This window comes from Paenibacillus timonensis, from assembly GCF_022427145.1.
Classification (GTDB): Bacteria; Bacillota; Bacilli; order Paenibacillales; family Paenibacillaceae; genus Fontibacillus; species Fontibacillus timonensis.
On record NZ_JAKSXN010000094.1, the window covers coordinates 1 to 11,992 of the forward strand.

The 11,992-nt window shown below is 49.4% G+C and carries 10 protein-coding genes, 1 rRNA gene and 1 pseudogene; 6 read left to right on the top strand and 6 right to left on the bottom strand.

Translation table 11 applies throughout. The features are described from left to right. A 16S ribosomal RNA gene (locus MJ257_RS23380) occupies nucleotides 1-96 on the bottom strand; the annotation flags it as partial. Between the two features lie 492 nt (nucleotides 97-588). Here MJ257_RS23380 and MJ257_RS23385 point away from each other — a divergent pair. Together MJ257_RS23385 and ymzB are read left to right on the top strand one after the other, a co-directional pair. Next, on the top strand, nucleotides 589-783 hold the full coding sequence (locus MJ257_RS23385; protein WP_240271529.1) for a hypothetical protein: 195 nt from the start codon (nucleotides 589-591) through the stop codon (nucleotides 781-783). After that, nucleotides 776-1,117 carry a protein YmzB gene (gene ymzB, locus MJ257_RS23390; protein WP_240271531.1) on the top strand — a complete coding sequence of 114 codons (342 nt, stop codon included), beginning with the start codon at nucleotides 776-778 and terminating at the stop codon, nucleotides 1,115-1,117. Before MJ257_RS23385 ends, ymzB begins: the two co-directional genes overlap by 8 nt. 30 nt (nucleotides 1,118-1,147) lie before the next feature. Here ymzB and MJ257_RS23395 read toward each other — a convergent pair. Beyond that, a pseudogene (locus MJ257_RS23395) lies at nucleotides 1,148-1,924 on the bottom strand (type 2 periplasmic-binding domain-containing protein); the annotation flags it as partial. 340 nt (nucleotides 1,925-2,264) lie between these two features. Here MJ257_RS23395 and MJ257_RS23400 point away from each other — a divergent pair. Then, nucleotides 2,265-3,002 carry an EcsC family protein gene (locus MJ257_RS23400; RefSeq protein WP_240271533.1) on the top strand — a complete coding sequence of 246 codons (738 nt, stop codon included), beginning with the start codon at nucleotides 2,265-2,267 and terminating at the stop codon, nucleotides 3,000-3,002. A 98-nt stretch (nucleotides 3,003-3,100) separates the two neighbouring features. On the opposite strand, the gene MJ257_RS23405 is transcribed toward MJ257_RS23400, so the two are convergent. Then, on the bottom strand, nucleotides 3,101-4,123 hold the full coding sequence (locus MJ257_RS23405; protein WP_240271534.1) for a stalk domain-containing protein: 1,023 nt from the start codon (nucleotides 4,121-4,123) through the stop codon (nucleotides 3,101-3,103). Between the two features lie 253 nt (nucleotides 4,124-4,376). Then, entirely contained in the window at nucleotides 4,377-6,995 is a 2,619-nt protein-coding gene (gene ppsA, locus MJ257_RS23410) for a phosphoenolpyruvate synthase (protein ID WP_240271535.1), read from the bottom strand. A 351-nt stretch (nucleotides 6,996-7,346) separates the two neighbouring features. On the opposite strand from ppsA, the gene MJ257_RS23415 reads away from it, so the two are divergent. Both MJ257_RS23415 and MJ257_RS23420 read left to right on the top strand, forming a co-directional pair. Next, on the top strand, nucleotides 7,347-7,517 hold the full coding sequence (locus MJ257_RS23415; RefSeq protein WP_240271537.1) for a hypothetical protein: 171 nt from the start codon (nucleotides 7,347-7,349) through the stop codon (nucleotides 7,515-7,517). Nucleotides 7,518-7,611: 94 nt separating this feature from the next. Continuing rightward, nucleotides 7,612-8,904: an MFS transporter gene (locus tag MJ257_RS23420; protein WP_240271538.1), complete on the top strand. Its 1,293-nt coding sequence runs from the start codon at nucleotides 7,612-7,614 to the stop codon at nucleotides 8,902-8,904. A gap of 28 nt (nucleotides 8,905-8,932) precedes the next feature. Here MJ257_RS23420 and MJ257_RS23425 read toward each other — a convergent pair whose 3' ends face one another. Both MJ257_RS23425 and MJ257_RS23430 read right to left on the bottom strand, forming a co-directional pair. Continuing rightward, nucleotides 8,933-10,627 (bottom strand): M3 family oligoendopeptidase, encoded by a 1,695-nt coding sequence (locus MJ257_RS23425; protein WP_240271539.1) that lies wholly within the window; start codon nucleotides 10,625-10,627, stop codon nucleotides 8,933-8,935. 103 nt (nucleotides 10,628-10,730) lie between these two features. Further along, on the bottom strand, nucleotides 10,731-11,495 hold the full coding sequence (locus MJ257_RS23430; protein WP_240271540.1) for an SDR family NAD(P)-dependent oxidoreductase: 765 nt from the start codon (nucleotides 11,493-11,495) through the stop codon (nucleotides 10,731-10,733). A 107-nt stretch (nucleotides 11,496-11,602) separates the two neighbouring features. Between MJ257_RS23430 and MJ257_RS23435 the strand changes: the two genes are divergently transcribed. Further along, the coding region (locus tag MJ257_RS23435; protein ID WP_240271542.1) for a MerR family transcriptional regulator at nucleotides 11,603-11,992 on the top strand (390 nt) is incomplete at its 3' end.

Consider the following 11,992-nt stretch of genomic DNA (forward strand, 5'->3'; position numbering starts at 1 on the left):
CCAACAGGTTCCGAAGAACCTATTAGTCCGCTCGACTTGCATGTATTAGGCACGCCGCCAGCGTTCGTCCTGAGCCAGGATCAAACTCTCCAATAAAGTTGATACTTATTGAATAAGCTGATAGCTCATTTTGAATCTGACGAGATTTAAAACTCAGTTTATTACTCACTCGTTGTTCAGTTTTCAAAGATCAACTTCGTTTGCTGCCGGCCATTCAAGCGCCGGAAGAATACTATATCATTTCAGTAAGCTTCGTTGCAAGAAGTAAATCCTGCCATTTCGCTGACCGCCTACCGTGTAACCGGCAGGAAATCTAATATAGCATACTCGGAAAGCTCACTTCAAGGCGTAAGTTTTTCCAATCCAATCTTCTTGTTTGGCACGTTTACGCCTCGCCCCGCCCCTTCCATGGCATCATCTTGCGACGACTTCCGTGGGCCGGACAATTAATATATCACTCTCGCAAGTTTCATAAAAAGGAGTAAATCCTTCCATCTCCAGGATTAGAGAAAGGATAAGCCGCCAAACTGGCGGTAATACTACTTTCGGTTTCATGTCTTTCTATATACCGGAAGGGAGTGCTGAAAGATGAGCAACGCTGCCAAACGTGGGCACGTCGAATTTAACCCGCCTGTGGTGAAGCTCACGGCTGATTTGCTTGGAGATGAACCTATGCGTGAACACCTTGACGAGCTGAAAATGAATGACGGATTTCAGGGTTCCTGCAGCACCGGATCGCCGAACGCACAGAGCAAGCGAAAGGAAGCCGAGGCCAATGAATGAGCGACTGCAGCCCGTGATGGACTGGCTCGATGCGCACATCGGCGGTCATTTGCATATCCGCAAAGAGGAGCAAGGCGATGCCGACGAGGTCAGATTAAAACTGGAACAGAAAGGCATCCATGATGATCATAGCCATGCGCTAGATGATTATACTGGCGGACCTGTTTTGTTTCTACGGGGTAAAGGCCGGGTGATCCAGCCTAATGGTATGGAGCTTCCCCTTCCTCAGGATACGTTTCTCATTCCGGTGGATGAAATGAAGTTGGCCCGGATCGACGGGCAAACGATGACGGTTGAGACCGGTCGTGCCCGATACGACATTACCGACTCCTAGTCAAAAGAGGGATACCGTGTCGAATGACGACTACGATATCCCCACAAGTGATTTCTTAACTTCTTTTCCTGTAAGAAGCGTTACTCTCGCTTTAACCAGCGCGGTATATTCCTGCTCCATTTTCTCGGCTCCGGCGCGGTCCTATTCGGCGAAGAATTCATCGACGGAGGCAAACTGATCCGGTTTGTTTAAAATCGCTTCCGGAATCCGCTTCTGAACCATGTCCTGTGTTTTCTGAAAAATCACCTGGTAATAGAGATTAATCCTCGTTCCTTTCGAAAAAGAGCTGGCGTCATTCACTTTCTTATCCAGAATATCGGCAGGGATGACGCGTGTGCCGTTTTCCACTTGGTAATGCTTTCCTTTCCTTTAATCCCCAAGTTCCGCAGCACCTGGCCTTCATCCGAAGCCGCCCCCAGTACGCGGCCGCTGGCGATTTTCACTTTATATTGATCTTCTTTTTGGACTAAAGAATCCTTATCGAGCAATCCCTCACTGTACAACTTCTTCAACCAGCGGAAATATTCCCTTTCGATCGGTCTTTTATAGTGAAGCCTCGCTTCATACATTTCGGGATCGACGTGATATTCGCCATCATTCATCCCGCCCATGGTATTTTTGGCTGGTTGGTGACCGTAATCAGCATTTTCCAGCCATCGGCGGAATCGTGGGTTGACCGTCCGTCGTCGGATGTTTCGCGGCATACTATCTGAGGACATTCTCAAAATCAGAAATCGTTCTGATTTCCGGACACCCAAGTTCCTTCAGGACGCGATGCTGGACTTGGAATCCATTCGTCGCATCGAAATTATGCGGACAGGATTCATATGGACCGTATGGACTCTTGCTTCTGGCGATCGTCTCCATATGTCCGGCATTAATAAATGCCGGGACCCTGCTCGCCGGTTCGCGTGGATTGGAAAACAGCATCTCCTGCACTCCTGTCTGTCATGGATTTCGCCATCAAATACCTCCTCATTATAGTTCATCCCATGAAGGAGAACCTTGATTTTCAAGTCAGCGACTAGCATGATGTAGACATGGCCGGACTTTAGTCGAGGCTCCAAGACCGGCTCCGGTCCATACCGATTCAATGTGATCTTCGTTACAATAGGCATAACTGTTGCTTCTCGAAGGGAGTGAAATCATGAGTTACGAACAGCAAGTGCGCAAAGAAATTGCCGAATGGGAGCGCAGCATGTTTAAGCCGCCAGGATGGTTGGAAAAAACATCGAAATCGATTAGCCAGCGAGTGAACCACTTGATTCCGCCGAAAATGCATCAAATCATCACGGCCACCATTCGCTCCATCGTCCGTACGGCACTGTTCGGTGCGGAATACACGCCAAGCCGTCCGGTGCAGCGCACGTTAGATCTGGAGTCCGCGGACAAAGAAGCGAAAGAACTGTTTGGTCTGTACCAAAAAATCGCCGTTGCCGAAGGCGCGGGTACCGGAGCTGGCGGCCTTGTGCTAAACGTGGTGGATTTCCCTGCACTCATCGCGATCAAGATGAAGTTCTTGTTCGAATTGGCCCATGTTTACGGTTGTGACACGAAGGAGTTTTCCGAACGCGTGTTCATTCTCAAGGTGTTTCAAATGACGTTTTCGGGACCGGAAAACCGAGCGAAGTTGCTCCATTCCATTAAGCATTGGCACATAGACAAGGAACAATGGGCCTACGAAACCGAATATTCCAACACGCTGGACTGGGAGACGTTTCAGATCGAATATCGCGATGCCATCGACTTTCGAAAAATGCTTCAGATGTTGCCCGGGATCGGGGCGGTTGCAGGCGCTTGGGCGAATTACACCATTCTCGAGGAATTAAGCGAATTCGCCAGAAACGCTTACCGCTTGCGCAGATTATCGGATGAGGCGATTTAGCATTTTGCAATATTACGGTGTACTGGGATTTACGGGCAAAAAAAAGAACCTGAAGTCAGTTCAGGTCCTCTTTTGATAGTCGAAGATATCTCTCCTAATTATTCGTTAGTAACGATGCCGATCGTATTGGTTTTGGAGTCAAAAGTGATTGATATGCCAAGCGCTTCAGCAATATCGCGAAGCTTAAAGTAGTTATTTCCTCCAATGGTGTATGCGGTAAGATTGACTTCCTCATCGTCAAGGAAAACTTTCGAGGAAGATAAGGTCGCTTTCTTTGCTTGCGGATGAGCAGATACCGCAAGCTCCCCACCTTGAGCCGTATACGCTTCGCCAGAAATCAGGTTGATGGCATTATGCTCGCTGTTCCAGCCGACTTCAAAGGTCTTGTCGGTTCCGTTCACAGCCATCGCAATATCACGCAGTTTAAAATACGTGTTGTTGTTAATGTTGTAAGCTTCAAATGGAATCTGTTTTCCGTCAACTTTAACCTTAGAAACGGAAGCCGTTGCGGTTACAGTCACCGTTTGCATTGGCTTAGTGTCAGGCTTCTCTATTGGCTTATTCGATCCGGAATTGGTTTCGGAAGAAGAAGTGGAGCCCGGTTGTTCCGTTTTCGTCGTTTCGGGTGTCGCTCCATCGGAAACCATGTAAATGATTTTGGTGCTTTGGTCCCCATTGCCGAATTCAAAAACAAAATAGAGACCACCCGTAAAGCCGCCATAATTTTTATGTAGTGTGGTAGTTGCGGTTTGATTGGCACCAATCTCATTCACGGCTTCCTCTGAACCGTCAATCGTCCAGAACAGGGCGCCGCCATAAGCTCCATCCACCGTATAATAGCTTACAGCGGCAGGCATTTTCTCCTTAGGTGTAAACTTGATTTCAGCTCCATCCTTGACGAGAACGATTTTATCATTTTTCTCCGCAAGAATATCCCTGAAATCCTGGTTGTCGTCAAACTCTTCAAGTTCAATTCGGGTCGACTGCGTCCCTACTTCTCCGGACAAAGAATAAGCATACTTGTCCGCAGGAACTTCTGAGGCGAATGCAGGAAATGAGGCAAATACCAACATGAGGACTGGGAGCAATAGAGCGAAAGAGACCTTCATTTTTCTTTTCATAAAACTACCTCCCACAAAATGGTTTAAAAACTGCTTCCAGATTATGCCTATCTCTATCGCATAGTCAATGAACATTACTTCAAACCCGAAAATAAATGACGAATTATGTAGAAAATATGGAAACAAAATTAACATGATCATGCAATAAAATTTGGTAATGTCATTTTTGCCCTCATTTACAGAATTATAGTATTATTTAAAGCCCATCCTGGATATGACTCCAGGATGGGCTTTTCTTACTCCAAACGGGTGCTTAGATCAACTCGATATACCCCTCCGTGCCATTCACGCGAATGCGCTGCCCGTCTTTTATCCGTTGGGTCGCATTTTCTGCGCCGACGACGGCAGGCAGGCCATATTCGCGCGCGATCACGGATCCATGGGTCATCAGGCCGCCTACTTCGGTGACTAATCCTCGAAGAGATACAAACAAAGGCGTCCAGCTGGGATCGGTAAATGAGGTGACTAGAATATCCCCTTCTTCCAGCACGGCGTCCTCCATTTTCATGATGACGCGTGCGCGTCCCTCGACCACGCCTGAAGAAACCGGCAGGCCAACGATTGCGTCGACGGGGAGATGCTCTCGTTGATACTTGCCCCGGATGATTTCGCCATCCGACGTCATCACGCGTGGGGGAATGAGTTTTTCGTATAGCTTGTATTCTTCTTTCCGTTCGGAGATGATCTGTCCATCCAATCGATTCGTCCTTATGGTCTCGCGGAGTTCTTCGAACGTGAGGTAGTAGATGTCTTCCTTGTCGGAAATGACCCCTGCTAGCGCAAGTCGTTCGCTTTCCTTCAACAAAGCCTGTTTATAGATGAAATACCGATGAATCATGCCGTATTTGGGATACTCCCGAAAACCCGAGAAATTCCGGATGCGGTCGATCATTCGTTTGGTTTCTTTGGCTTTCTGTTCACCATCCGGCAATCGACTCAGACGTTCTAATAACTCTTGCTCTTTGTGCAGAGCGACCTGTCGTCCCTGCTCGAATTTCCACCGGCTGGCATTCGGTTCGAAAAGCCTGATGTTGCTCAGAATCACCGGCACCAGCATGATCGGGCTTTCAACCCAACGCGTTCGCGTGATATCGATTTCCCCAGGGCAGCGCATGCCGTATTTACCGAGAAAATCGTCGATAGCGTCACGTACTTCCGCTCCCCCCTCGAACTTCGAGAGTTCATCCAAGAAGCGATCGTCGTCTTCCGCTTGCTCCAAATAGGCGATGATCTCCGGATAGGGTCGGATCACGTCGGCGACATCCATGAGCGCCAAGCCCATTTCCGAAGTAATATTACCCGGTACGGACTGAGAAATCGAATCTGCTGCGTTTTTTTCGCCTAGCCACTCATTCATTTTTTCGTTGATCCATTTCGAAGCATTCATACCAGCCATAATCACGGCCGTACTTTGCGGGTCAAATAAAATTTTCTTTAATTCCACGATGTCTTCCTGAATAAACTCCATCAGTTCCGTTCCTGACTTCTCGCGGATGTTATGCTTTAACGCTTCGATCGAGGCTTGACTCCGTTTGATCAAATCTGATACGAGGTTTGGATCGTTGTCGATCCCCAACCCGTCATTGGCACTCGGCAGGGGCCCTGTTCTTTTGCCGGCGTTCGACCCATTCGGATCATGAGGCATCGAAGGAATGAAGTCGCCCCGTTCAACGACGGTGATCAACGCATCCTTAATCAGCGGTTCGGAGTGTCCCATGGTGTCGATAATCATTTGCCTGCTATCCGGAGAAGCAAGCATAGGCATAACATCGACAAACAACCTACCGCCAGCGGTTCGCATCGGCGCCGGAGTTGTTAATAAGTAAAATGACAGTCCCAGCGGCTTGATGGGATCGGTCATCATTTGCTGATGTCCGACAGACACATAGACGTGATTCCCCTGATCCGTTTCTTTAGGGATCGGGTATAACGTTGTGATCGGTCGGCTTTGGACGATGTAAAACGTATCCTCCGCCAAACACCATTCGATGTCTTGAGGCTGGCCAAAGAAAGCTTCGATCCGTCTGCCGATCCGATCGAGGCGTAAGATCTGCTCATCCGTGAGAACCTGGGCCTTTTGCTGACCGGGATCGATGGACTTCGTCTCTGTACCGCCTTCCGTCCGTCCATAAATCGCCAAGGTTTTTGCGGCGATCCGCTTCTCGACGATTTTCCCTTCCTTCACCTTGTAACCATCCGCAGACACGAGGCCGGAAACCAAGGCCTCTCCAAGTCCAAAGCCGGCGTCAATCGAAAGTACCTTACGGTTGGAATCAACCGGATCCGCCGTAAATAAAATCCCGGAGGCTTGCGGAAACACCATCTTTTGAATGATTACGGATATGGTAATTTGACCGTGATTAAATCCATTTCGCATCCGGTAAATCACCGCACGATCTGTGTAAAGAGAAGCCCAACATTGGCGGAGATGTTCCAGGATGGACTCATAGCCGATGACATTCAAATAACTGTCTTGTTGACCGGCAAAGGAAGCTTGCGGCAAATCTTCGGCCGTTGCGCTGGAACGTACGGCATAAGCCTGTGTTTCGTCAAACCGGGAGAGATGGCGAGACACCGCTTCCGCCACTTCTGGAGGAACCGCGACTTCCATCAGGATCTGACGAATCTGACGGCAGATATCCCCGATTTGTTCAAGATCCCCGGTTTGAAGTTGCATCAGCTGATTTCGCAATCTGCGGTAGGTTTCATTATGTTCGACGGCTTGTTGAAAGGCTGTGGTTGTGACGATGAAGCCTTCAGGGACATGGATTCCATCGATGGTTGATAATTTGGCCAGATTCAGCCCTTTTCCGCCAACACGGGATAGCTGTGCTTGATCCAACTTCCGTAACTCAATAACCAAAGATTTCACGAACATCTCTCCTCCGATTCATTTTGAAAAAAACGTTTGACAAGAGCTCAACTGCATGGTAAGATTAAAATGTAAGATGGATAATTCCATCATCATTTATATTGACGGTCGTCTTTTGATTATAACATCGTCTCTTTTGCTATGCAATAAGTAAAGGAACCCGGAGCGTTCATGGGTTCCTTTTTTTGATATTCCCGTACATGAACTTACTCCGCCCCTACCAGACGAAAAAATAACACCGTCGAATTTTTTCGGTGCATATTTGCTCCCGTTCTGACGTATTGTAAGGTTTGAAACCCGACACCTATTTCACAACACACCACATACAACATAGGAGGTACAACCGGAGCGATGGCATCCAGTAGAAATCACCAAGGTGCCCACGGCATTGGCCAAATTGAAAAGCAATTAAACCATCAGATGGAGGCGGCGGCCGAAATTCAAGGCGAAGCTGGAATTGATCAGCGGATCAAACAGAACGCAAAACGTCCGGCTAAAGCTTCGAAAAAGGAGACCGAATAGGTCTCTTTTTCTTATCCCCTGCATCTTCCTTCCCTCGCCGTTAAGTGCTAGAATTGTATTTTAGCCGACAACAAGCAAGCGGAGGATGAACCAAGTGGGTTATTTACGAGCATTAACGCGGGAAATACAAGGATGGTCCAGAAATATCAAGCTCTTCTTCTTGGCGAATATCCTCTATCAAATTGGCACCGGCATGTTTGGGGTGCTATATAATTTATACATTCAAGGACTGGGTTACGATGACGCCATGAACGGACGCGTCGTCAGCATTCAGTCCTTTGCTACGGCATTGATGTTCGTGCCGATCGGAATTTGGGGGGACCGGACCAGCCGCAAAAAAATCCTCGTCTTAGGCGCTTTGCTAAGCGGCGTCGCTTTCATTCTCCGCTCCTTCTCATCGGGTGAAGGCGCTTTGCTCGGGTTCGCCGTGTTTACCGGTTTGTTTGCTTCTTTTTTTCAAGTCCTCTCGATTCCGTTCCTGGCTGAAAATGTGACTACCGCCAACCGACTCAAGATGTTCAGCTACTTCTCCTCCCTTGGCCTTGCTTCTCAAGTGATCGGCAGTTTAGGCGGCGGCGTGTTCGCCGATGCCCTCAAGTCTCTTGGTTTCGCGAATTTGCTTAGCTTAAGAACCGTGTTGGTCATCGGAGGAGCCGCAACCTTAGCCGCTTTCATTCCGATGCTGTTCGTCCGTGAGACCCGCAAAGAACCCGGAACACAGGTAAAAACGGAGGCAGAGAAGCACACCTCAAAGGAGCCGGAATCGTCTCCCGCCGCCGAAACACGGATGATTGCCCGTTTCGTTGCCGCCCAGCTATTGATCGGCTTGGGCTCGGGACTCGTCGTGCCTTATCTCAACCTCTATTTCACCAATCGCTTCTCCATATCGCTGTCCCTCATGAGTCTGCTAATCTCGCTAGGTCAGGTGATGACGATTTTCTCCATGCTGATTGGCCCTTCCTTGGCGAACCGGGTGGGTCAAGTCAAAGCGGTCGTTTGCTTTCAAATGTTGTCCCTGCCGTTCCTGCTGCTTACCGGCTTCACGAATGGATTCGCCATTGCGGCTGTAAGCTTCCTGTTCCGGCAAGCGCTGATGAATGCGGCCAATCCGATCCAATCCGCCATCATGATCGACCGCGTCGCGGATAAGCGGCGAGGGATCGCAAATTCGCTGACCCAAACGGCGTTCATGCTGGGCTGGGCCACGATGGGACCCGTTCAATCGCATTTGGTTACCGCCTACGGAACCTATTGGGGTTACGCCATTACCTTTAGCATGACCGGTTGTTTATATACGGCCGCTTCGCTCCTGTATTATTTCATGTTCCGCGGTAATTCCAGTAAGCCAACGACGATATCCCGTGAAAAAAAACGCCTGCAAATGTAATTTGCAAGCGTCTTTAACAGATCTTTATTTATAGGTCTTGGTCATTCACACCGTCAAGCCAGGCTTCAATGCTTCCGATTATCGAAGTGACGCAACCGTCCTCGAACGGTGAAGTCAAGCCGGCCGTTTTGACCAGCTCCGTGAAGGAACGACTGCCCCCCTGCCGGCATAAATGCAAGTAATCCGCCCAAGCCGCTTCGCGGTCCTCGTGCATCTTCTTCCAGAACTGAAACGCGCAAATCTGCGCCAGGGTATAATCGATATAGTAAAACGGCGAATTGTAGATATGAGCCTGCCTGTGCCAGTACCCGCCCCGTTCCAAATAAGCGTTATCCGCATAGTTCCGGTAAGGCACATATTTGCGTTCGATCTCCCGCCAAGCTTGTTTGCGCTCCGCCGGAGTCGCTTCCGGATGCTCATAGACGTAATGCTGGAACTCATCCACCGCCACGCCGTAGGGAATAAAGATGATTGCACTGGCTAAATGATCAAACCGGTATTTATCGGCTTGTTCTTCAAAGAACAAATCCATCCAAGGCCAGGTGAAGAACTCCATGCTCATGGAATGAATTTCGCACGCTTCCAGCGTCGGGAATTGGTACTCCGGCACCTCAAACTCCCTGCTCTCATACATCTGAAAAGCATGCCCGGCTTCGTGCGTCAGCACATCGATGTCGCCCGACGTGCCGTTAAAATTCGAGAAAATAAACGGTGCCTTGTAATCGCTGATAAAGGTACAATATCCTCCGCTCCGCTTACCTGGTTTGGCGACGAGATCCATCAGTTCATTTTTCGTCATAAAGGCAAAAAATTCATCCGTCTCCCGGGACAGCTCCCCGTACATCTTCGCCCCGTTCTTCACGATCCACTCGGGATCGCCCTTCGGGATCGCATTTCCTGACTTAAAGGCAAAGCTCTCATCGTAATATAACAGCTGGTCCACGCCGATCCGGTTCTTTTGCCGTTCCTTCAGCTTCGTGGCCACCGGTACAATGTGCTCCAGCACTTGTTTTCGGAAGTTCGCTACCCTTTCGGCATCGTAATCCGTCCGCGACAACCGGGCATAACCGAGCTCCACAAAGTTGCTGAATCCGAGCTGTTTCGCGATCTTCGTTCTGACTTGGACCAGCTCGTCATAAATTCGATCAAGGTCATCCTCATGTTCGGCCAAAAAGCCGTACGCGGCTTCAGACGCGCGTTTCCGAACCTCTCGATCCATCGATTGCTGGAACGGAATCAATTGGGACAAATTGCGTTCTTCGCCTTCGAACGGAACTTTCGCGGATGCGATCAGCTTGGCGTATTCGGTCGTCAGTTTGTTCTCCTGCTGCAGATCCTCGATCACTTCCGGGCTGAACGTCTTCAACGACAACTCGGCGAGCCGGAACAGCTGACGCCCCCATTTTTGCTCCAACTCGGCGCGAAACTTCGAGCCGATCAGCGCACGGTAATAATCCGTAATGAATTCTTGGACAATCGGCCCGTGCTCATCATAGAAGTCCTGCTCCGCCTGATAGAACTCGTCGTTGGTGTCGATCGTATGCCGGGTGCTGGCAATCTCCTGCATCGTTTCGAAGCCGCTCCGCAGCTGATTGATCTCCCTCATGATCCGGTCCTGCTCTTCATAAGTATCCGCGCCCGCAAACGCGTCAAGAAGCTCCTTGAATCGCTGTTGGAAAACTTGGACATCCGGGCGTTCATAGCGGTATTCGCTAAATGTCATGGCATGCACCTGCCCTTTCAAGAGAATAGTATTGTCGGCTCACGTTGATAGATTATGAACATTATACTAATCCTCTTTTTGGAGCGCAAACCTGTTCAATCGTTTAGAGCATCTGACCGCCCGATACCTCGAGGCGTGTCCCGTTAACCCAACCGAACTCCTCCGTGCACAGGGAAGCGACAACCCCTCCAATATCGTCAGCCTCGCCAACTCTGCCTAAAGCAATATTATTGGCGATGAAACCTCTCATCTGCTGATTATCCCGTACAGAGCCTCCGCCAAAATCCGTTGCAATCGCCCCGGGGGCGACCGCGTTCACGCGAATTCCGCGTCTGCCCCATTCTTTCGCCATATATTTTGTCAACACCTCGATGGCGCCTTTCATTGCGGAATACGCCCCGAACCCTTCAATGACGAAACGGGTCAGTCCCGTAGAAAGATTAACGACACGGCCATTGTCGGCAATATGGGGATACAGTTTCTGGGAGAGGAAGAAGACCCCTTTAAATTGTACATTCATCAGGCTATCGAACTGTTCCTCCGTCGTTTCCGCAATCGGAACATGGATCCCGAATCCCGCATTATTCACCAGGATATCGAAAGTATCGCGGTTCCATCCTTCGGTCAGCACGTCCGTCAGTTGCGAAACGAAAGCATCAAACGTGGAGACTTTCCCGGTATCCAACTGGAGCATCGCCCCCTTTTGCCCAAGGGCTTCGATTTCCTGAACGACCTTCTCCGCCTCGTCCTTCCGGGTATGGTACGTAATGATCACATCGATTCCTTTGCCTGCGAGTGCAAGCGCGCTATTTCTGCCAAGACCGCGGCTGCCGCCGGTAACGAGCGCAATTTTCTTCATGGAATTCATCTTTCGATCACTTCTCCTTTAAATAATAAGTCGCCACTTGATCTATGAGTCGCTGTGGACTATAGTGATATATTGCTTCGAGTTAACTCTAAGTCAAGGGGGAGAATATGAAATATTCCATTCACGAAGTGGCGACAAAGTTTGGCCTTACTGCGCATACCCTGCGTTACTATGATAAAGAAGGACTTCTGCCTTTTATCGGTCGGGAACCCTCCGGCACCCGGATATTTACCGAGAAGGATCTCGAGTGGTTGACCATGATCTGCTGCCTGAAGGATACGGGAATGCCCATCAAAGAAATCAAACAATACGCGGATTGGTGTGCGAAAGGGATGGAAACGCTGGAGGAACGGAAAGCCATGCTGGCGGATCATCGTTTGCAGGTCCTTCAGCAGATGGAAGCTTTGCAAAAGAATCTGGATCTCATCGATTCGAAAATTGCCGTTTACAACGATCCGGTGCTAACCGAACAAAGGTATGGGAATATCGGCGAGACA